General features: G+C 63.3%; 22 protein-coding genes. 11 read left to right on the top strand and 11 right to left on the bottom strand.

The annotated features are described in order from the left end of the window. Positions 1-6: 6 nt before the first annotated feature. Entirely contained in the window at positions 7-1,182 is a 1,176-nt protein-coding gene (locus HL657_RS01935; RefSeq protein ID WP_317295154.1) for an FAD-dependent oxidoreductase, read from the bottom strand. Positions 1,183-1,294: 112 nt separating this feature from the next. Continuing rightward, on the bottom strand, positions 1,295-1,795 hold the full coding sequence (locus tag HL657_RS01930) for a rubrerythrin family protein (RefSeq protein WP_317295153.1): 501 nt from the start codon (positions 1,793-1,795) through the stop codon (positions 1,295-1,297). Between the two features lie 87 nt (positions 1,796-1,882). Between HL657_RS01930 and HL657_RS01925 the strand changes: the two genes are divergently transcribed. Further along, complete coding sequence (locus tag HL657_RS01925; protein WP_317295152.1) at positions 1,883-2,791, top strand: cation diffusion facilitator family transporter; 909 nt, start codon at positions 1,883-1,885, stop codon at positions 2,789-2,791. Here HL657_RS01925 and HL657_RS01920 read toward each other — a convergent pair. Further along, on the bottom strand, positions 2,783-3,373 hold the full coding sequence (locus HL657_RS01920) for a flavodoxin family protein (protein ID WP_317295151.1): 591 nt from the start codon (positions 3,371-3,373) through the stop codon (positions 2,783-2,785). The genes HL657_RS01925 and HL657_RS01920 overlap by 9 nt on opposite strands. A gap of 104 nt (positions 3,374-3,477) precedes the next feature. On the opposite strand from HL657_RS01920, the gene HL657_RS01915 reads away from it, so the two are divergent. The 9 genes from HL657_RS01915 to HL657_RS01875 all read left to right on the top strand — a co-directional run bounded on the left by HL657_RS01915 (position 3,478) and on the right by HL657_RS01875 (position 12,931). Further along, a complete protein-coding gene (locus tag HL657_RS01915) occupies positions 3,478-3,720 on the top strand; it encodes a zinc ribbon-containing protein (RefSeq protein WP_317295150.1) in 243 nt (80 codons plus the stop codon). Between the two features lie 10 nt (positions 3,721-3,730). Continuing rightward, on the top strand, positions 3,731-3,856 hold the full coding sequence (locus tag HL657_RS01910) for a desulfoferrodoxin FeS4 iron-binding domain-containing protein (protein ID WP_048183354.1): 126 nt from the start codon (positions 3,731-3,733) through the stop codon (positions 3,854-3,856). A 5-nt stretch (positions 3,857-3,861) separates the two neighbouring features. After that, a complete protein-coding gene (locus HL657_RS01905) occupies positions 3,862-4,212 on the top strand; it encodes a carboxymuconolactone decarboxylase family protein (RefSeq protein WP_317295149.1) in 351 nt (116 codons plus the stop codon). A gap of 3 nt (positions 4,213-4,215) precedes the next feature. Then, the gene (locus tag HL657_RS01900) at positions 4,216-4,860 is read left to right on the top strand and encodes a peroxiredoxin (protein WP_317295148.1); all 645 of its coding nucleotides are present in this window, start codon (positions 4,216-4,218) and stop codon (positions 4,858-4,860) included. 205 nt (positions 4,861-5,065) lie between these two features. Beyond that, entirely contained in the window at positions 5,066-5,890 is an 825-nt protein-coding gene (locus tag HL657_RS01895) for a universal stress protein (protein WP_317295147.1), read from the top strand. Continuing rightward, on the top strand, positions 5,880-7,373 hold the full coding sequence (locus HL657_RS01890) for a BCCT family transporter (RefSeq protein WP_317295146.1): 1,494 nt from the start codon (positions 5,880-5,882) through the stop codon (positions 7,371-7,373). Before HL657_RS01895 ends, HL657_RS01890 begins: the two co-directional genes overlap by 11 nt. 50 nt (positions 7,374-7,423) lie before the next feature. Next, a complete protein-coding gene (locus HL657_RS01885; protein WP_317295145.1) occupies positions 7,424-8,035 on the top strand; it encodes a flavodoxin family protein in 612 nt (203 codons plus the stop codon). Then, positions 8,032-8,640 (top strand): flavodoxin family protein, encoded by a 609-nt coding sequence (locus HL657_RS01880; RefSeq protein ID WP_317295144.1) that lies wholly within the window; start codon positions 8,032-8,034, stop codon positions 8,638-8,640. Before HL657_RS01885 ends, HL657_RS01880 begins: the two co-directional genes overlap by 4 nt. Before the next feature lie 214 nt (positions 8,641-8,854). After that, the gene (locus HL657_RS01875) at positions 8,855-12,931 is read left to right on the top strand and encodes a PAS domain S-box protein (protein ID WP_317295143.1); all 4,077 of its coding nucleotides are present in this window, start codon (positions 8,855-8,857) and stop codon (positions 12,929-12,931) included. 47 nt (positions 12,932-12,978) lie between these two features. Here HL657_RS01875 and HL657_RS01870 read toward each other — a convergent pair whose 3' ends face one another. Further along, positions 12,979-13,563 carry a site-2 protease family protein gene (locus HL657_RS01870; RefSeq protein WP_317295142.1) on the bottom strand — a complete coding sequence of 195 codons (585 nt, stop codon included), beginning with the start codon at positions 13,561-13,563 and terminating at the stop codon, positions 12,979-12,981. Between the two features lie 95 nt (positions 13,564-13,658). On the opposite strand from HL657_RS01870, the gene HL657_RS01865 reads away from it, so the two are divergent. Continuing rightward, entirely contained in the window at positions 13,659-13,943 is a 285-nt protein-coding gene (locus HL657_RS01865) for a chorismate mutase (protein WP_317295141.1), read from the top strand. Between the two features lie 68 nt (positions 13,944-14,011). Here HL657_RS01865 and argB read toward each other — a convergent pair whose 3' ends face one another. The 7 genes from argB to HL657_RS01830 form a co-directional block, all read right to left on the bottom strand. After that, entirely contained in the window at positions 14,012-14,881 is an 870-nt protein-coding gene (gene argB, locus HL657_RS01860) for an acetylglutamate kinase (RefSeq protein WP_317295140.1), read from the bottom strand. Beyond that, the gene (gene argJ, locus HL657_RS01855) at positions 14,878-16,017 is read right to left on the bottom strand and encodes a bifunctional glutamate N-acetyltransferase/amino-acid acetyltransferase ArgJ (protein ID WP_317295139.1); all 1,140 of its coding nucleotides are present in this window, start codon (positions 16,015-16,017) and stop codon (positions 14,878-14,880) included. The genes argB and argJ overlap by 4 nt, the downstream gene beginning before the upstream one ends. Beyond that, on the bottom strand, positions 16,014-16,496 hold the full coding sequence (locus HL657_RS01850; RefSeq protein ID WP_317295138.1) for a CBS domain-containing protein: 483 nt from the start codon (positions 16,494-16,496) through the stop codon (positions 16,014-16,016). Before HL657_RS01850 ends, argJ begins: the two co-directional genes overlap by 4 nt. 10 nt (positions 16,497-16,506) lie before the next feature. Beyond that, positions 16,507-17,493, bottom strand: a complete 987-nt coding sequence (gene argC / locus HL657_RS01845) for an N-acetyl-gamma-glutamyl-phosphate reductase (RefSeq protein WP_317295137.1) — start codon at positions 17,491-17,493, stop codon at positions 16,507-16,509. 26 nt (positions 17,494-17,519) lie between these two features. Continuing rightward, positions 17,520-18,425, bottom strand: a complete 906-nt coding sequence (locus tag HL657_RS01840; protein WP_317295136.1) for an ADP-ribosylglycohydrolase family protein — start codon at positions 18,423-18,425, stop codon at positions 17,520-17,522. Positions 18,426-18,630: 205 nt separating this feature from the next. Further along, positions 18,631-19,143 (bottom strand): hypothetical protein, encoded by a 513-nt coding sequence (locus HL657_RS01835; protein ID WP_317295135.1) that lies wholly within the window; start codon positions 19,141-19,143, stop codon positions 18,631-18,633. Positions 19,144-19,307: 164 nt separating this feature from the next. Then, complete coding sequence (locus HL657_RS01830; RefSeq protein WP_317295134.1) at positions 19,308-19,616, bottom strand: hypothetical protein; 309 nt, start codon at positions 19,614-19,616, stop codon at positions 19,308-19,310. Between the last annotated feature and the right edge of the window lie 167 nt (positions 19,617-19,783).

Here is a 19,783-nt window from a genome sequence, read left to right as displayed (position 1 = left end):
CCGGTCTCACGCGGCGACAACCCGCTCTTTCGCCTCCTCGCCCAGGAGGTAATCGTGCGCCTCAATCGCCGCCTTCGCCCCCTCGCCGGCGGCGACGATGATCTGCTTGGCCCGAACACAGGTCGCGTCCCCGGCCGCAAAGATTCCGGGAACGCTCGTATGGCAATTCTCGTCAATATCAATCTCGCCCCGCTCGTTCAGCACCACCAGGTCTCCGAGGAACTTCGTATTCGGCACGAGCCCGATCGCGAGGAAGAGCCCGGAGACATCAAGGGCCGTCTCCTTCCCGGTGTTCCGGTCGCGGATCGTGATCCCGGTCAGGGAATCTTCGCCATGGAGGGCCGCCACCTCGTGGCGGAGGTAGATCTGCACGCCGAGGTCCTTTGCCCGGGCGATGTAGACCTCGTCGCACCGGAGATCGCTTCGGATGATCATCGCCACGGAACTCGCGATCCTCGTCATCTCGATCGCGGTCTGGATCGCCGCGTTCCCGCCGCCGACGACGGCTACCGGCCTGTCACGGAAGAGCGGGGCGTCGCAGGTCGCGCAGATGGAGATGCCCCTCCCAATCAGCCGGTCCTCGCCCGGAAGCCCCAGGGTCCGGGGCTCTTTCCCGGGAGCAAGGATGATCGCCCGGCAACGGAACGTGTGCTCCGAGGCGGTCCGGACAACGAAGGCGTCGTCCTCTCTGTCGATACCCTCGACGCTATCGAGCTCGAGGTGAACGTGGAACCCCCGGACCTGCTCTTCGAACTTATGGATAAGGTCCTCCCCCCTGATCATCGTAAACCCCATGTAGTTCTCGATCGTCCAGCTCCAGGCTGCCTGACCGCCGACATTTTCGGTAATTATAGCGGTCTTCATCAGTTTCCTGGCACAATAGACCCCGGCCGTCAGCCCGGCCGGGCCGGCGCCCACGATGACCACATCGTAGACCCCTCCCGCTGCCGGCGTCCCGAAGATCTCCCGGAGCCTTTTTGCATCGAACCCGACGACCATCTCGTTGCCAGAGACCGTGACCGGCACCCCCCGCTGCCCCGAGATCTGGATCATCTCCCGGGCCGCCTCACGGTCTTTCCCGACGTCTACGATCTCGTATTCGACACCCTGCTTCCTGAGGAACGCCTGGACCATCCGGCAGTAGGGGCAGTTCTCCGTCGTGTAGACCTTCACGCCTGCCATAGAATGGGATATCTCAGGGCCCCTATTTAACTTGTGGGGGAGAAGGAGGAACAACATCCCGGGGCGAGGTGGTTCGCGGGTACGGGCGGCACCGGGCCAAAAAGAAGATAGGTTATTGAATCTCGCGGAACATCCGCGCCGGAACCCCGCAGATCGGACACTTCTCAGGCGACTCCCCGAGTTCGACGTTGCCGCAGACCGGGCAGAGGAAAACCTTCTCCGCGTCGAGGTCTTTTCCTTCCCGGACGGCCTCAAGCGCCTGGAGGTAGAGGTTCGCGTGCACCTCTTCCGCCTTCATCGCGTGAGTAAAGACGATCGAAGCCTCGTTTTTGCGCTCCTCCTTTGCCTCAGCGACGAACGCTGGATACATCTCCATGAACTCGTAGTTCTCCCCCTCCATTGCACCTTTGAGGTTCTCCTCGGTGCTTCCGACGGCGTTCATGATGAAGAGGAGACGTTTTGCGTGGACGGCCTCCGCTTCACTTGCCGCCCGGAAGAGCTTCGCCACGGCAGGATATCCCTCGGCGGCTGCCTTCTCTGCAAAGACGGAGTACTTTCTGTTCGCCTGGGATTCCCCGGCGTACGCATTCTGAGCGTTCTCATCAGTCGGCATGGATGAATCATTTCGGGACGCTCTTATTAAATCTTTCACCTTCCTCCCCCGGAAACCCTATGCCGCCGGAGAACCACCACCTGTTGCATGGACAGGCCCGGAGCTCGAGAAGACCAGAGGCCTTCGAGTGCGACGGGACGAAGGGTGCGGCGGATCTTCCTCATCGTCCTCGCCTTAAACCTCTCCGTCGCACTCGCTAAAGCCGTCTTCGGCCTCCTCGCCGGATCAGTGAGCATGGTAGCAGACGCTCTCCACTCAGGGTTCGACTCCTTCTCAAACGTCGTCGGCATAGTCGCCCTTTACTTCGCCGCGAAGCCTCCCGACCCCGAACACCCCTACGGCCACGGCAAGATCGAGACGCTCGGCACCCTGGTCATCGGGGCGATGCTCCTCCTGACCGCCGCCTGGATCGTCTTCGAAGGTTATCAGCGGCTCGTCGAGCCGGTTGTCCCCGATATCACCGCAGTCACCGCCGGGGTCATGGTCGGGACGGTCGCCGTCAACCTCGCCGTCTCCACCTACGAACGCCGGAAGGGAGAAGAATACCGGAGCCAGATCCTCGTCGCCGACTCCCAGCACACGAGAAGCGACGTCTTCGTCTCTCTGGCTGTCCTCGGCGGCTTCCTCGCCGTCAGGCTCGGGTTCCCGGAGGCCGACCCGATCATCGCCTTTGCCATCGGCCTCCTCATCGCGAGGATGGGGATCGGGGTTCTCTACGACGCCGCCCGGGTTCTCACCGACACGATGAACCTCCCCTGCGACATGGAACTCATCCGGGCAGTGGTGATGGACGTCCCGGGGGTGACCGGGTACCACGACTTCCGGTGCCGGGGAAAACCCGACGAGATCCTTGCCGACATCCACATCACCGTCGACCCCGTCCTCCCGGTCTCCCGGGCTCACGAGATCTCCGACGAGGTGGAGCGGCGGCTCAAAGAGACGGTGCCGGGGCTCGCCGAGGTCGTGGTCCATATCGAGCCCGACGACTCACCCTAACAGGTTCCCGAGTTCGTAGCCCTTCCGGTAGGCCGCCTCCATCACCTCCGGCCGCGTCCGGATGTCCCGGACCGTGTCCATGTCGTTCTGGAGCACCTCGTCCCAGTAGGGGCAATCGATGATCTCCCCAAACGCCCGGGCGGTCATCTTCACGCCGAGAAAGACGTTCGGGATATTCATCCCGGCGATCGATATGAAGAGCATCTTCCGCTTTTTCCGCCGTTCCGGAGAGATGAACGATTTCCCCCGGTGGTATTTTGCCATGTAGAAGACCTGGAACCTGTCCATGAACGATTTGAGTCTCCCGGGAATGCCCATCGTCATCACGGGAGTGGCGATGATCAGGCCGTCCATCTCGCGGAACTTCCGAAAGACCCCCTCCATTTCGTCCTGGATAAGGCAGGTCTCGCTCCCCATGCACTGGAAGAACTCCATGCAGGGCAGAACGTCCATGTGCGCGACCTCAAGCTTCTCGACCTCGCATCCGGCCTCTTCTGCACCCCTGACGGCCTCGTCGAGGAGACGGGCGGTGTTCCCGTCGAGAATGGGGCTTCCGAGCAGCGCGACAACCTTCTTTGGCATGGAGCAGGGTTGCGCACGACCCTATTAAAAGGATGTGGGTACCCCTGGACGGAAGAGGAACTGCTAAATATCTTGTGAGGCAATTACCGACCTGGTGAATTTCTGTGGCCGAACCAGAGACTAATAAGACAGCGAAAGCTGGTGAGAAGCCGGGCCCGGGCCGGTTCATCTGCATCGACTGTGGACGGGAGGTCCGGATCGACAGCAGCGACGAGGATCTCGTCAAATGCCCGACCTGTGCCTGCGAGATGTACAACTGCCTCCCGATGACGCACATCAGGCCGGACATCAAGACGCCCGAAGACGTCCTGAATCCTCCCGAGAGAAAGAAACCGGAGAACCACTGAGGTGAGAAGAATGGTGAACGTATCGGCAAAAGGGCAGGTCTACCACTGCGAGATCTGCGGAAACGTGGTCCAGGTGCTGGAAGCCGGCGGCGGCGAACTGGTCTGCTGCGGCGAACCGATGGTGCTCGAGGAGTGATCGAGATGGAAGAGAAGAGACTCGAAGAGAAGATCGGAAAAATTCCCGTGATCTTCAAGGAACTCAAGGAGACTGACCCCGACCTCTACGCCAGCGTCATGGGGCTCGACCAGATGATCTGGGCCGACGGCGCCCTCTCGAAGCAGACGAAGAAGGTCATCGCGATCGCGATCGCCGCCGCGCTCCGGGACGGGCACGCCGTCCGGGCGCAGATGGCCGGTGCCGGGAGCATCGGTGTATCGAAGGAAGAGATCGAGGAAGGACTCAGGGTCGCGTTCCTGCTCGCGGGGATGCCGGCCTACGTCCACGGCAAGACCGCCCTCGAGGAGTACCTGGGCAACCGCCCGAAGAGGTGAATCATGGAACCTGAAGAACCGCTCCAGATGCCGGTTATCGGCGAAAAAGCGCCTGATTTCGACGCGCTGACAACCCACGGGCGCCTGAAACTCTCGGACCTGAAAGGAAAGTGGGTCATCCTCTTCTCCCACCCGGCCGACTTCACGCCGGTCTGCACCACGGAGTTCATGGCGTTCGCCGCGATCGCCGACGAACTCAAGGAGCTGGACGTCCAGCTCGTGGGCCTCTCGATCGACAGCGTCCACTCGCACCTTGCCTGGGTTCGAAACATCAAGGAGAAGATGGGCGTCGAGATCCCGTTTCCCATCATCGCTGACCTCGACATGAAGGTCGCCAAACGGTACGGGATGCTCCACCCCGGGCAGAGCAGCACCTCGACCATCAGGACGGTCTTCTTCATCGATGATAAGGGCATCATGCGTGCCATGCTCTACTACCCGATGTCCAACGGCCGCTCCATGCCCGAGATCCTCAGGCTGACGAAGGCCCTCCAGACCTCGGACGCGCACGGCATCGCGACGCCGGCGAACTGGGAGCCGGGGGAGAAGGTCATCGTCCCGGCGCCAAAGACCCCCGAAGAGATCGAGAAGCGGATGAAGGAAGGCTACGAGTGCAAAGACTGGTATCTCTGCTTCAAGAAACTCTGAAACTCCCTCTTTTTCCCCCGACGGCCAAACGATAGCTGTTGCCCCTCCAATGCGGTGAGACGCAAAAGAACCTAAACCACCGGGAGCCGACGCCGACGGACTGGCCCGGGATCGACTTCGGTGCATTAATGGTGCCGGAACCCCGACATTACCGGTATTCAGGATTTGCCGGGCGGCGGCCTGGCGTTCTTGAGGTGTCCTGGCGATGTTTGAAAAGATGCTGATTCCAGTCGCCTACGGAGAGAGGCCTGAAGAGGTGAGAAAGGCCGGAAAGATCCTCAAAAGCCTCGGGGCGAGCTCGGTCTGTCTCTACCACGTGAACGAACCCGGTTCGTTCTTCCGGGGAGCCGACCTCTCGTGGCTCACGCTTCTATCGGAGGCGCTTGAAGAAGCGGAGCTCACCGTGGAGGTAAAGACCGGGGAAGGCCACATCGCCTCGGCAATCGCGGAGACGGCGCTCCTCGAGGGCGTCGACGGCATCTACATGAAGGCGAAGCGGCGGTGGCACATCGAGACGATGCTCCTCGGGAGCGTCTCGCGGGATCTCCTCCGGCTTGCCGACGTTCCCGTATTCGTGCATAAGGTCAGGCCACGCCTGCCGGACGACGGTGACGGACGCGAGGACCTGACCGTCCTCTACGCGACCGACCTCGACGAGACTTCGGCCCGCCCGCTCCCCTACGTGATGGAGTTCCAGGGTGCTTGGTGCCATCTCCTCCACGTCAGGGGGAGGATGGCCGATCCGCTGGCGGAGCGGGTCCGGCGGGAGGCCGTCGAGAGAGAGCTCGGCACGGTGGCGGAAGAACTCCGCCCGTACTTCGGGCGCGTCACCATCGAACAGAGGATCGGGGACCCCGCCGGGCAGGTGCTGTATGTCTCCGACCAGATTGAGGCCGACGTCGTCGTCCTCGGGAGGAAGAGCGCGGCGTTTCTCTCCGCCCCGATGGGGTACACGGCGGAGCGGATCGTGACCGGGTCGAGGGCTTCGATATTCCTCGTGCCGCAGCCGGGGAGCCGCAATGCTTCGTGAGTACCTCAGGAGGGAGGGGGTCTTCCTCCTCTCCGCCGGGATCATCCTCTTCTTCATCGGGTTCGGGGTCGCGAGGCCCGACCTCCTCGATTCGGCTTCATCCGCGGTCCACGCCGCGATCCTCGACAACTTCAGCTGGCTCTACCTCATATCGGTCTTCTTTTTCCTCGTCTTCGCGCTCTCACTCGCGCTCTCGCGCTATGGGACGATCAAACTCGGCTACGACGCAGAACGGCCGCAGTACGGGTTCTTCGGCTGGGTCGCGATGCTCTTTGCCGCCGGGATGGGAATCGGGCTCCTCTTCTGGGGAGTCTCCGAACCGCTCGTCCACTTCCTCCAGCCGCCCCCCTTCATCGACGCCGCATCCCCCGACGCCGCCGCGTTCGCCATGCGCTACGCGTTCTTCCACTGGGGGATTCACCCGTGGGCGATCTACACCATCGTCAGCCTTTCTATTGCGTATTTCTCGTTCCGGCGCGGGATGCCCGCCCTGATCAGCTCCTGCTTCTACCCGGTTCTCGGCGAGCGGATCTACGGCGCCGCCGGAAAGACGGTGGACGTGCTCGCGGTCTTTGCGACGGTCTTCGGGACCGCGACGTCGCTCGGGTTCGGCGCCCTCCAGATCCACAGCGGGCTCACCCACCTCTACGGGCTCTCGTCCGCGATCTCCGTTACCATCGGGATCATCCTCATCGCGACGGCGCTCTTCATGGCGTCCGCGATCATCGGGGTGGAGAAAGGCGTCCAGGTTCTCTCGAAGTTCAACATCGTCCTCGCGACGGTGCTTCTCTTCGCTGTCCTCGCCCTCGGATCGCCGCCTTACGTCCTCAACGTCTTCACCTCCACCCTCGGCGGCTACATCAACAACATCATCGACCTGAGCCTCCAGTCCTACCCGTTTGCGGGGTTCGAGTGGAGCAGGGACTGGACGGTCTTTTACTGGGCATGGTGGATCTCGTGGTCGCCGTTCGTAGGGCTCTTCATTGCACGGATCTCCCGGGGCCGGACGATCCGGGAGTTCGTCCTGACCGTTCTCACCGTCCCGACCCTCTTCACCTTCGTCTGGTTCACGGTCTTCGGGGGATCGGCGCTGCACCTCGAACTCGAAGAGGGAGCGCATCTCGCCGCCGTCGCGGGGGAAGACGTCTCGCTCGCCCTCTTTGCGTTCCTCGAACACTACCCGTTCGCAGGCCTCCTCTCGGCCATCGCGATCTTCGTCCTGATCGTCTTTTTCATCACGTCGGCAGACTCCGCAACGGTAGTCCTCGGCTCACTCACCTCAGGGGGGAGCCTGAGCGTTCCGACCTACAAGAAGGTGATCTGGGGACTCTCCCTCCCCGCCGTCGCGATCACCCTCCTCGTCACCGGGGGCCTCGCATCCCTCCAGATGATGGCGATCACGGCGGCGTTCCCGTTCATGTTCGTGATGATCGTCCTCTGCTACACGCTCGCGATCGGGCTGTCGCAGGAGAAGGTGCAGTGACGTGGAAGTCCCGGCACGTTTTTTGCCTTCGCCGGGACAACACATCATATATGACCATAGACGTCCTCGCGTTTGCGACTTCCCCCCGCCGCCACGGCAACTCCGAGACCCTGCTCGACTGGGTGCTCGCGGCGATGGAGGAGGAAGGGGCTGCGGTTGAAAAGATCGTCGTCGCCGAGGCCGACATCAGGCCCTGCCGCGGCTGCAACCTCTGCGAGGCGCTCAACCGGTGCGTACAGCGGGACTACATGGACTACGTCCACGACCGGATCGTCGCGGCAGACTGCATCATCCTCGCGTCTCCCATCTACTGCATGGGGCTCGCCGCGCAGGCGAAGGCGCTGGTCGACCGGGCCCAGGTATTCCGCTCCCGGAAGTACGTCCTCCGCCTCCCGGTCGTCCCGCCCGAGCGCAAAGGAAAACGGATGGGCATCTTCCTTTCGACCGCCGGACAGAACTGGGACTACGTCTTCGACGCGGCAATCCCGTCGGTGAAGTGCTTCTTCCACGTCGTCGACATCGGAAACAAAGATCTCCGGTACCTGATGGTGAACGGGGTCGACGAGAAGGGCGCGATCGCCCGTCACCCCACGGCGAAGGACGACGCGGAGAGCCTGGCACGGGAGGTTGTTGCGCACCTGCGGGAGGTCGGGGCGGCATGACCGTAAACGTCCTTGGCATCTCCGGCAGCCCCCGGCGGCACGGGAACACCGAGACGCTGCTCGACGCCGTGCTCGAGGGTGCCCGCGAGGCGGGGGCGGAGGTTGAGAAGATCGTCCTCCGGCCGCTCGAGTACGCCTCGTGCCGGGGGTGCAATGCATGCCACAAAACAGGGGTCTGCGTCATTAAAGACGACCTCACAGAGGTGTTTGAGAAGATCGCCGCCGCCGACGTCCTTGTTCTCGCGTCCCCCATCTACTCGATGGGGATCACGGCGGAGGCGAAAGGGCTGATCGACCGGGCGCAGTATCTCTGGGCGCGCAAGTTCATCAAAAAGGATCTCTATTACACGAACGATCATATCCGCCGCCATAAGGGTATCTTCGTCTCGACCGCGGGGCTCGGGTGGGAGAACGTCTTCGACGCGGCGTTTCCGGCGCTCACTGCCTTCTTCAACACCACCGGTTTTGAGTACTGGGACAACGTGATCGCAAACGACATGGATCGCTACGGCGGGATTGCGGGGCACCCCACCGCGCTCGCGGAGGGGCGGGAGAAGGGGCGGAATGTGGTGGGCCTTCTTGGGAAGATGCAGACGAAGCCCTGATCTTCAGCCGCGTTCGGCCGGCTCCGGGATGCAGGAGTGAGAAATATTTCTAAAATCACCGGTTCTGGCAGGAATATCGTTACCCGGGGGCGGCTGCACGGAACAATAGTCTTCCCGTCGGTTCGCAAACCGGAACAGATTAATATGTTTTGATAACCTCCATCTTCAGTAAGCACCTTAAGGATGCTTTTCAGGACCACAGAAGGACCTATACGTGACCCCCGCCGAGCCACCGGAACATCCCTACGCCGCGCAGCTGGACTACCGGGTACTTGAAAGTCTCGAAGACGGGATCCTCGTGTTCGATGAGAATGCCGGCATCATCTGGGAGAACACGGCCTGCCGCCGGATGCTCGGCGTGCCCGGGAGCGAGCCCGGACGGATCGCCGACGCACTCGGGGCGATGAGCAACCTTGCGAACGGGGACAGGATCCCGGAGTTCGAGTGCCGGCTCCCGGGCCCGGGCGGAGAGCGGCGGTATCGCTGCTCGGGCTCCCGGGCGCCTTCCGGGAAGGGGTGGGTGCTCCGGCTCCGGGAAGCCCCGGACAGCAGGGATTACGAAGTGATCGTCGATTACACCGGGACGGCGACGATCCTCATCGAGGGCGACGGCACCATCTCGGTGGCGAACACTGAGTTCGAGCGGCTCTCCGGATACCCGCGCGCCGAGATCGTCGGCAAAAAGCAGCTGATCGATTTCATTGCCGATGCAGATGACCGGCGGCGGCTCATGGGATACCACACCCTCCGGCGGAAAAATCCTGCAGCCCCGCCGAAGAACTACTCCTTCACGTTCATCGATTGTTCCGGAAACCTTCACGCCGTCGAGGTCACCATCGGCCTGATTCCGGGGACGGCCCGCTCGGTGATGTCGCTCCTTGACGTAACCGAGCGGAAGCGTGCGGAGCGAGCGCTGCAGAAGAGCGAGGAGCGGCTGAACCTCGCGCTCTCGGCAGCAAACGACGGGCTGATCGACTGGGACGTCGGCACCGGCACGATCTTTTACAGTCAGCGGACCTTCACGATGCTCGGCTACGAGCCGAAAGCATTCGTGCCCACGCTTCCTGCGATCCTCTCACTCGTCCACCCGGAGGACCGCGGCCGCGTGGGAGCAGTTCTCACCGATATGGCCGCCGGAAAACGCGATCACTGTCAGATGGAGTTCCGGATGAGGTCGGCATCAGGGGAGTGGGTCTACATCCTCGACCGGCTCCGGGTGGTCCGCCGCGACGGCGACGGGAAACCGCTCAGGATCGCGGGGACGCATTCCGATATTACGGAGCGTAAACAGGCGGAGAAAGAACTCCTGATCCGGGGTATGGCAATCGAGTCGTCGTTTGCCGCTATCGCCATCGCTGACCTCGACGGGTACATCACGTTTGCCAACCGGGCGCTGCTCGCGATGTGCGGGTTCGCCGATCTCGATGAGGTCCTCGGGAAACATCTTTCGACACCCTGGACAGACCCCGAAAAGGTTGAAGAGGCCCTCTGCACGCTCGCCGAGCGGGGGGTGACCACCGGAGAACTGGTCGGTCGAAGAGTCGACGGAACGGAGTTTACCGCCCACGTGACCGCGAACATCGTCACCGACGAGTCCGGAAATCCTGTCTGCATCCTCGCTACCGCCGTCGATATCACCGAGGAGCGACGCATGGAGCAGGCGCTCCGGGAGAGCGAGGAGCGTTACCGGACGCTTGCGGAACTGGCGCCGGATGTCATCTTCCTCATCAGTGTAGAAGGGGATGTCCTCTACGTGAACAGTGCCGGCATCCGCCTGCTCGGCACGGATCTGGAGAGTATCCGGGGGAAGAACATCAGGGACCTGTTTCCGCCTGTCGTTGCGGATCGATGGCTCACGACGATCCGGACCGCGGCGAAGTCACCCGGGGAGATCCTCACCGAGGAGACCCTGATACCCGGGGACGATGGGGGCGTCTGGCTTGAGGCGCGCCTCATCCCGATGGCTGAAGCCGACGGTGCCGTCCGGCGACTGCTCGGGATCAGCCGCGACGTCACCGACCGGAAGCGGGCGGAAGAGCGGCTCCGGCTCCAGGCCCGGGTGCTCTCGCAGGTGGAGGACGCCGTGATCGCGGCCGACACGGAGGGGCGGATCACCTACATGAACCGGGCCGCAGAAAGGCTCTACGGCGTTCCTTCAGGCGAGGGGCTCGGCCGGCCTGAGGGGGATCTCTTCACCTACCAGTGGATCGACCCGGAAGACAAACGGGAGGCACGGGATGCCCTCCGGGCTTCCGGGGCCTGGCGCGGCGTCACCGTCCACCGGAAGAGGGATGGAGAGACCATGTTCGTCGGTATGACCGTCAGCACCTTAAACGACGAGCACGGGAACGTCACCGGGACACTCTGCTCCATCCGCGACATCACCAGTCAGAAACGTGCCGAGCTCGAACTCCAGATCAAGGATATGGCGATAGCCTCGGCACGCGAAGGCATCTCTCTCTCCGATCTCGACATGGGGATCATCTACGTCAACCGTGCCTTCCTCGCCATGCACGGGTGGGAGCAGGAGGAGATCGTCGGGCAGCCGGTCTCGGTGCTCTGGGCCGACCCGGAGGAGATGAACCGGGTCAAAAAGGATTTCATCCGGAACGGCGCCTGGTCGGGCGAGGTGAAAGCGCGGCGAAAAGACGGATCGACCTTCCCCATGCAACTTGCCCTCTCCTTCGTCACCGATGAAGCGGGTCGACGGATCTGCACGATGGGCTCGGGGATCGATATCACCGAACGCAAGCAGGCCGAGCAGGAGCTCCGGATCCGGGAGATGGCGATAGCGTCGTCATCGAGCGCGTTCACCATCGCCGATCTCGATGGCCGCCTGACCTACGTCAACCAGGCATTCCTCTCCATGTGGGGCTACGGCTCCCCCGCCGAGGTGATCGGGAGGCTGGTCAAAGAACTCTGGGAGGACGAGGAGGATGCCCTGAATACGTTCCGGAAAGTCGTCCACACCGGCAGGCACATCGGCGAGCGGATCGGCAGGAGGCGGGATGGAACAATATTCTATACCATGTTCTCCGGAAACCTGGTCAGGAACAGCGACGGAATCCCCATCTGCATCACTGCCTCGCTCACCGACATCACCGGCCAGAAACAGGCCGAAGCCGAGATCCAGGCCCATAACCGCGAGCTCTCGGTCTTAAACCGGATCATCGGCGCATCGGCGTCCGCAACGGACATCGGCGAGACGCTGGAGAGGGTGCTCACGGCAACCCTCGACCTCCTCGAGCTCTCCGGCGGTGGGATCTACCTGATCGAGCCGGGGAGGCAGAGCGCCCGGCTCGTCTGCGTGCAGGGCCTTCCCGAAGGATTCCCTCCGCAGCCGTGCATCCCGGACATCACCGTCCAGCCCTACACAGGGGTGCTGGTGGCAGGGGAGACCCGCTTCTTCGACGACTACCCCGATCTCCGCTACCCCGGGGAGAGAGAAGGAACACCGCACCCGTCTGCCAGCATCCCGATCATGGCGCACGGGAGGGTCATCGGTGCCCTGAACGTGGTAGCTCAGGCCGGCAATCGGTTCACCGACGCCGACCGATCTCTCCTTACGGCCATCGGGAGGGAGATCGGCACCTCCATCGAGCGCACCATGCTGATCCGGCAGCTGGAGACCGCCGAACGGGAGGCAAACCTCTATCTCGATATCCTCAGCCACGATATCAGGAACGCCGAGAACGTCTCGGGCCTCTACACCGACCTTCTCGTCGATATGCTCGAGGGGGAGGCGAGAGGCTACGCAGAGAAACTCAGGAGCAGCCTCAGGAAGAGCGTCGAGATCTTGAGAAACGTCTCGACGATCCGCCGCATCCATCACGAATCGGCCGATCTCGTGCCGGTCGACCTTGATAGGGTGATCCGGGACGAGAGCGGGATCTTCTCCGGGAGCCGGATCCGCTACGAGGGCACGAACCTCGTGGTCATGGCCGACCCGCTCCTTCCCGAGGTTTTCACGAACCTCATCGGGAACGCCGTCAAGTTCGGGGGGTCGGAGGTCGAGGTCACCGTCCGGGTGGAGGAGAACGACGGCGAGATCGTGGTCTCTGTCGAGGATACCGGGCCGGGGGTTCCCGACAGGATGAAGGATACCATATTCATGCGGTTCGGGCAGAACAGGAACCGGAAGAGCGGCCAGGGACTGGGGCTCTACATCACCCGGATGCTTATTACACGCTACGGTGGCCGGATCCGGGTGGACGACCGGGTGCCGGGCCGGCCTGAATGCGGCGCGGCGTTCCGGTTCACCCTGAAGAAGGCGTCAACTACCCCTGACTGAAGTCGGGGGGCTCCTCAGCCCACGATCCTGAAAAAGGAGAAGGTCCCTCAGATGAGCGACCAGACGAGGAGGCCGGCAGAGGCGGCCATGAGCACGGCAAAGATGGCAGGGTTCCAGGCGAGAACCTTACGCCCGTCGAGAACACTGATCGGGAGCATGTTGAAGGTCGCGATCATCGCGTTGATCCGGAGCCCGACGAGGCCCACGACGGCGAGGAGCCCGCCGCCGAAGAGCATGAGGGCCGCGAACGGTATGCAGAGGAGGAGGTTCGTGATCGGCCCTGCCGCCGATATCCGCCCGTTCTCGGTCCGTGTCGCATTCCCGTAGATGTAAGTCGCCCCCGGTGCCGCAAAGACCACTCCCACAAGCGCTGCCAGCACCACGGCGACGAGGAGCATCTGGTTATCCTTCTTGAACTCCGCCCAGTAGCCGTAACGCATGGCGGCGAACTTGTGCGCCAGCTCGTGGAGGACGAAGGCGACGCCCACCGTGACGAGCGACATCACGAAGAAGAAGACCAACCCCATGACGTCAATCCCACCCCTGACGTAGATCAGGGTGAAGGCGATCGAGATGGCAAGCCACGCGATCAGGAGATCCCGGCGTTCGCGTGGCGGTATTCGTTCCAGCATATTTGGTACCAGGTTTGTCCCGGCATCATAATATCCTTCGCTTCCCGGGGGCCGGGCCATCAGGTTTATTCCCCGCCCGGATTCAATCATGTAATATGTCCCTTGATGCCGTCAGGAACGGAGTCCAGGAGATAGATGAGCGGATCATCGATCTGGTTGCGGAACGGCAGAAACTCGCGGCGAGAATCGCCCGCTTCAAGCAGGAGAACGGTCTCCCCATCCGCGACGAGGAGCAGCGGAGAGTGGTCCTCGACCGGGTCTTCACCTACGCCGTCGAGAGCCGGATCGACCCGGTCGCCGTCAGAAGGATCTTTGAGATCCTGATCGAGATGAACGAAGAGCGGCAGCGGGAGTGCAGCGGGGACGGCAACCTGCCATAGAGGTTATCCCAAAGCGCCTCCGGGGCCGCATCGGCCAGAGCGTTTTGCTATGGCCACGTAAAAAAAGGTTACAGGGTGAGCATCGTCCCGACGCCCTGGTCGGTGAAGAGCTCGAGGAGCAGGTTGTGCTCCCGGTTGCCGTTCACGACGTGGGCGCTCGCGACACCGTTCCTGACCGCTTTCATGCATCCTTCGAGTTTCGGGATCATCCCGCCGGCGATGACCCCCGCACCGATCATCGCCTCCGCTTCGGTGAGCGAGAGGCGGTGGTAGACCGTCGTCCGGTCGGCGTCCATCACCCCGTCGACGTCCGTTAAGTTGACCAGTTTGAACGCGCCCAGAGCAATCGCGATCTCGGCGGCCGCCGTGTCGGCGTTGATGTTCAGGCTCCGGCCCTGCCGGTCGATGGCGATCGGGGCCACCACCGGGATGTAGTTCTGGGCGAGGAGGCAGTGGAGCACCTCGGGATCGACCTCCTCGATCTCGCCAACCTGGCCAAGATCCACCTCCTGCATGACCTCGCCGACCTGCACCCGCTGCGGGTCCATCTTCCGGGCGATGAGGAGGTTGCCGTCGTTGCCGGAGATCCCAACCGCACGAGTGCCGCAGTTTGCGATGAGAGAGACTATGCCATCGTTGATCTTGCCGACGAGAACCATCTGGGCGATCTCGAGCGTCTCGGGATCGGTGATCCGCAGGCCGCCGACGAATTTGGGCTCTTTGCCCATCGCCTGCATCTTTGCGGTGATCTCCGGGCCCCCGCCGTGGACCAGGACGACCTTCATCCCGACGTAGCGGAGAAGGACGGCGTCCCGGATCACCGTCTCGAGGATGCTCTGGTCGACCATCGCGTGGCCGCCGAGCTTGATCACGATCGTTTTGCCGTAAAACTTCTGGATGTAGGGGAGTGCCTCCATCAGCACGTCTTCTCGTTTCATGTCGTATACTTCCCGTTGATCTCTACGTACTTCTCGGTGAGGTCGCACCCCCACGCGGTCGCCTTTCCGTCGCCTGCCGCAAGGTCGAGGTCGAACGCGACGGTCGCACCGCGCATCGCGGCCTTCGCCGCTCCGAGATCGGCGACGATTTCGCCGCGGCGGACGAGCGGTATCTCCCCGACCCGGAGCGAGACGGCGTAGGGGTCGAACTCCACGCCGGCTCTCCCCGCCGCCGCGACAACCCGGCCCCAGTTCGGGTCCTCGCCGTAGACGGCGGTCTTGACGAGCGGGGAGGCGACGACCGTCCGCGCCACGGCGGCGGCGGCGTCCTCGTCGGGGGCGCCGCGGACGGTCACCTCGAGGAGTTTCGTCGCCCCTTCGCCGTCGCGGGCGATCTGGACGGCGAGGTCGCGGCAGACGGTCTCGACTGCCCTCGCGAGCTCGGCCCGGTCAACCCGGCCTGCGGCGCCGGTCGCGGTGCAGAAGGCGACATCGTTCGTGCTCGTGTCCCCGTCGACGACGACCCGGTTGAACGACCGCCGGGTCGCCTGACGGAGGATGTCCTGCAGAACCGGGGCTTCGACCTCGGCATCGGTGTAGATGAACGCGAGCATCGTCCCCATGTTCGGGGCGATCATCCCGCTTCCCTTGGTGATCCCGCCGACGGCAAACGACTCCGTCCGGACGAGGGCGTGTTTGGGGAAGGTGTCGGTGGTCATGATCGCCCTCGCCGCCGCATCCTCGGCGTCAGCACTCCGGGCGAGGAGCGGGGCCGCCCGCCCGCACTGGTCGCGGATCCAGGCGAGATCGAGGTAGCGCCCGATCACCCCGGTGCTCGCGACGCCGACCGACCCGGGGTCGAGACCGAGCGCCCCGGCCGCGATCCCGCACATCTCCACCGCGTCGCGGTAGCCCCGCTCGCCGGTGTAGGCGTTCGCGCACCCGCTGTTGACGATGACGGCATCGAGTGTTCCCCTCTCTATCCGCTCCATCATCACCTCGACCGGGGCCGCCCGCATCTTATTCGACGTGAAGACCCCGGCAGCGGTTCCGCTCGCCCGGATCAGGGCGAGCCCGTACTTTCCTTCCCTGATCCCCGAGGCGGTGACGCCCTCGACCGCACAGATACTCTTCACGATTCCTCCCCCGAAGACGCCCCGAGGCCGTGGACGATATCCGCCCGGGTGACGATCCCGACCAGTTTGTTGTCGCGGAGGACCGGGAGGCGTGCAATCCCCTCGCGGAGCATCAGGGAAGCCGCATCGGCGATATCCGAGTCTTCGTCGATGGCGATGACCGGGCTGCTCATCACCCGCCGCACCTCCATGTTGCTGATATCGGTGAGCGCACGCTTCGTCCGCTCCCAGTTGATGAACTCCCTGACCGGCACCTCGATCACCTCGAGCGGCGAGGGGAGCCAGAGATCGTCGGAGAGGTCACCGGTATCGAGGAGCGAGAGGATATCGGTCTCGGTGACGATTCCCGCCACCCGGTCACCGTCCATCACGGGAAGCCCGCCGATGTGGTACTTCCGGAGCAGTCCCGCCGCCTCGCTCACCGGCGAGTCGACCCGGACGGTTACGGGGTCCGGGGTCATAACGTCTCTTACCTTCATCTTTATCACCTCAGGGGAGCATCCCGGCGGTGCGCAGACCGGTGTCTTCCGCAAACCCGCACATCAGGTTCATGTTCTGGATCGCCTGGCCGCTCGCGCCCTTGACCAGGTTGTCGATCGCGGAGACCGCGACGATCCGGTCGCCCTCGCTCTCGACGGCGACGTCGCAGAAGTTCGTCCCGCGGACTGCCGCGAGGGTCGGTTTCTGGTAGCGGACGAAGAACTCGTCGGCGTAGAACTCCTTATAGAGCGCCTCGGCCTCGTCCTGCTCCATCGGCTCGCGGAGGAGGATATGGGCCGTCGTCAGGATGCCCCGGTTCACCGGGAGGAGGTGGGGCGTGAAGTAGCACCGGGCGGTTGAACCGAGCCGGGCGACCTCCTGCTTCATCTCCGCGAGGTGCCGGTGGGTCGTCCACTTGTAGGCGCTGAAGTTGTCGCCGACGTTTCCGTAGTGGGTGGTCGCGGAGGGGGAGGTTCCCGCGCCCGAAACCCCGGTCTTTGAGTCGTAGATGATGGTGTGGGCGAATTTTGCGAGCGGCGCCGCCGCAAGCGTCGCCCCCGTCGGGAAGCAGCCCGGGTTCGCGACGAAGGAGGCGCCCGGGATCTCGTCGCGGTGCAGTTCGGGGAGACCGTAGGGGGCCTCGAAGTAGGCTTCGTGGGTCACGCCGTAGATCTTTTCGTAGACGTCTTTTGGGAGACGGTAGTCGGCCGAGAGGTCGACGGTCCTGATCCCCCGCTCTGCAAGCGTTCCGGCAACCTTCATCGCCGCGGTGTGCGGGACGGCGAGGAAGGCGAAGTCGGCGTCGATATCGCCGGCCCCGGTGTTCCGGAAGACGAGATCGGTTAGTCCCCGGAGGTGGGGGTGCACCGAGGCGACGGGGGTGCCGTCCAGTTTCCGGGATGTCGCGGCGACGACATCTGCGGACGGGTGCTGCAGCAGGAGCCGCATTAACTCGCCGCCGGTGTATCCGGATGCACCGATAATCGCAATTTCCATAAGAAGAGAGTGTCTTTTATAGAATCTTAAGGCTTTGCGGTGTAGCGTTCGTAGAGCCGGGCGGCTATGGATTCGATCTCATCTCTTCCCTCGAGCCCGTCGAGGAGATCCGGCGGGAGGGCGGATTTCCCGTAGGTCGCGCCCGCGTAGGCTCCGCAGATAAGCGCGATGGTGTCGGTGTTCCCGCCGACGTGCGCCGCGGTGGTGAGGAGGGCCGTGACGTCTTTGATCCTGTTGATCAGGAAGAACGCGAGCGGAACGGTCTGGTAGACGGTGACGTCGTTTCCTATCACTGATAGAGCGCTTTCGAGGCTGATCCCTTCTTTTGCAAGATTCACGGCGTCGCGGATCTTGTTGCCGAGGGCGACGTCCTCGAGGACGGCATGCTTCCCGGCAACGGAGAGGGCGTCGGGACGGCCGCGGACGGCGTGGTGGACGAGCATCGCGACGGTGACCGCTCCCGCGTGCGCCGCCGGGTGGGTGTGGGTGACGCTGCAGGCCTGGACCACCCGTTCGGTCACGTCGATGGGGTCACCGTAGAGAAGCCCGAACGGGACGGCGATCCCGGTGCAGCCGGCGGTGTTGGAGGAGACGCCGCCGGGTTTGCCGCTGGAAAGAAGGAGATGGCGGCACGCGGCGTCCACGGCCCCGTCGGGGAATCGGAGCTCCTCGTTCGCGTACATCCGGGCAAGGGCGGCAGCGTAGGCACTCTCCGAGTAGGTGCCGTCGGCGAGCATCTCTGCCACAAGGAGCATCATCTGGGTGTCGTCGGTGAACTGCCCGGGTTTCAACCCGGCGTTCGGGTGCCCCCGCCAGGCACGGCGGTAGCCCTCGTGGAGGCGCTGGAAGTCCGGCGGCGTGCTCTCCCGCGCCATGCCGAGCGCGTCCCCGATGGCGGCCCCGAGGAGACAGCCCTTGAACTGATCGAGCATTTGAGTAGTAACTCTCTTAAGGTTCCTCTTAAGGGTTGTTGTTCTGCGCGCGAGCGGTCGAGAGAGAATCGCTCCCGCCGGACATCTCTTTCCTCAGACGCTTTTTTCGGCGACCGCAAGGCCGGGGCACCCGGATTACAACCATTCGGGCTGACCGGGCGCGGTTGGGGTACCCTACCCGCTCCCGCATGGGCTCCGGTCAACGTCACGGCACAGCGGTGACATCGATCTGTTTCACCCATTCGGGCAGTTGTTCTACCCGTTCAACGGATGATACCGTCCCGTTGGGTGTGTCGAGGATAATATTGTAGTTCTCCCAGCCGGTGGTATTGACGGTGCTCTCCCGGCCGACAGTCTCGCCGCCGGCATCAGTAACGGCGGTGACCACTCTATAGGCATCGATACTCTCCCGTGCCGCAGGGCCGGAGTCCGACGCCGCCTGCCGGAGAGGAGGAAGACAGATGAATGCTACCGATTCTCCCGTCTCGTTGAATACACCGCCCTTGAAGATGTAGCCTCCCTCGATCAGGTCCCGGACTTCGCTGTCGTTTCGCAGTATCCGGGTCATCCGGTCATACCCGGACACTCGGTCGATCCCGCCGTGTGCGGCTTCGTCATCACCGGCACAATCCGTACTCACCAGGAGGAAAGCGAAGAGGACTGCAGAGAGCACGGCGGCGATCCCCAACAATACTCCTATTATCTTCTTTGAGTCCATCGGCCCTCCATGGTTGCTGCCGGAGGATTGGCGGGAGCAAACATCCCATTCCCGGAATACCCGGTTCTTTCGGGTACCCTGGAAATGGCCCCTCCCTTATCCATAGTCAGCTCCCAAAGTCGTTCAGGTGCCTGGAGGCAGGGGAGCGTACCTCCGAGCCACGCTCACGGTGCGTCCTTCCCGCGGGACCTCCGGATGAGGACGTACCCCACCGCGAGCACGAGCACGGCTCCCAGGCCGCACGCGAGAAGCACGGGGTTGTAGAAGATGCTGTACGCACTTTCGGAACCGTGATACGTCGTCGTATCTCCGGGCTCCGCCAGCACGGCCTCCCGGCCCTCCCCCGCATCGGCCGGCGGTTCTCCACCCGGAGATGCGCACGCTATACCGCTGCCGGCCAGGATGAAGAGCAGCAGGGCGATGCAGATCAGCCCTCCCCGACCGGTACCGTTCATGAATTGCTTTTCTTCCACCGATTTCACCTGCCGGCGCGTCCCGGGAGACCGATCCCGGTATTCATGACGGAAAAGTCAACGCCCTTCTATAAACCTTTTCTGTGACACGCATCTACACATCGGGTCTTTCCAATCGGTTTCACACCAAAAACAGGCCGCAACGGGCCGGGAACCGGGGCCGCGCT

It is taken from the genome of Methanoculleus nereidis (genome assembly GCF_032944295.1).
In the GTDB taxonomy this organism is placed as follows: domain Archaea; phylum Halobacteriota; class Methanomicrobia; order Methanomicrobiales; family Methanoculleaceae; genus Methanoculleus; species Methanoculleus nereidis.
This window is presented reverse-complemented; position numbering and strand designations above follow the sequence as displayed.

Coding starts and splice junctions, on each gene's coding strand:
- HL657_RS01880 (WP_317295144.1), top strand. CDS start 8,032: ATGACCGTAAACGTCCTTGGCATCTCCGGCAGCCCCCGGCGGCACGGG.
- argC (WP_317295137.1), bottom strand. CDS start 17,493: ATGGAAATTGCGATTATCGGTGCATCCGGATACACCGGCGGCGAGTTA.
- HL657_RS01895 (WP_317295147.1), top strand. CDS start 5,066: ATGTTTGAAAAGATGCTGATTCCAGTCGCCTACGGAGAGAGGCCTGAA.
- HL657_RS01885 (WP_317295145.1), top strand. CDS start 7,424: ATGACCATAGACGTCCTCGCGTTTGCGACTTCCCCCCGCCGCCACGGC.
- HL657_RS01910 (WP_048183354.1), top strand. CDS start 3,731: ATGGTGAACGTATCGGCAAAAGGGCAGGTCTACCACTGCGAGATCTGC.
- HL657_RS01850 (WP_317295138.1), bottom strand. CDS start 16,496: ATGAAGGTAAGAGACGTTATGACCCCGGACCCCGTAACCGTCCGGGTC.
- HL657_RS01935 (WP_317295154.1), bottom strand. CDS start 1,182: ATGGCAGGCGTGAAGGTCTACACGACGGAGAACTGCCCCTACTGCCGG.
- HL657_RS01840 (WP_317295136.1), bottom strand. CDS start 18,425: ATGCTCGATCAGTTCAAGGGCTGTCTCCTCGGGGCCGCCATCGGGGAC.
- argB (WP_317295140.1), bottom strand. CDS start 14,881: ATGAAACGAGAAGACGTGCTGATGGAGGCACTCCCCTACATCCAGAAG.
- HL657_RS01925 (WP_317295152.1), top strand. CDS start 1,883: ATGGACAGGCCCGGAGCTCGAGAAGACCAGAGGCCTTCGAGTGCGACG.
- HL657_RS01920 (WP_317295151.1), bottom strand. CDS start 3,373: ATGCCAAAGAAGGTTGTCGCGCTGCTCGGAAGCCCCATTCTCGACGGG.
- HL657_RS01870 (WP_317295142.1), bottom strand. CDS start 13,563: ATGCTGGAACGAATACCGCCACGCGAACGCCGGGATCTCCTGATCGCG.
- HL657_RS01905 (WP_317295149.1), top strand. CDS start 3,862: ATGGAAGAGAAGAGACTCGAAGAGAAGATCGGAAAAATTCCCGTGATC.
- HL657_RS01930 (WP_317295153.1), bottom strand. CDS start 1,795: ATGCCGACTGATGAGAACGCTCAGAATGCGTACGCCGGGGAATCCCAG.
- HL657_RS01835 (WP_317295135.1), bottom strand. CDS start 19,143: ATGGACTCAAAGAAGATAATAGGAGTATTGTTGGGGATCGCCGCCGTG.
- HL657_RS01900 (WP_317295148.1), top strand. CDS start 4,216: ATGGAACCTGAAGAACCGCTCCAGATGCCGGTTATCGGCGAAAAAGCG.
- HL657_RS01865 (WP_317295141.1), top strand. CDS start 13,659: ATGTCCCTTGATGCCGTCAGGAACGGAGTCCAGGAGATAGATGAGCGG.
- HL657_RS01890 (WP_317295146.1), top strand. CDS start 5,880: ATGCTTCGTGAGTACCTCAGGAGGGAGGGGGTCTTCCTCCTCTCCGCC.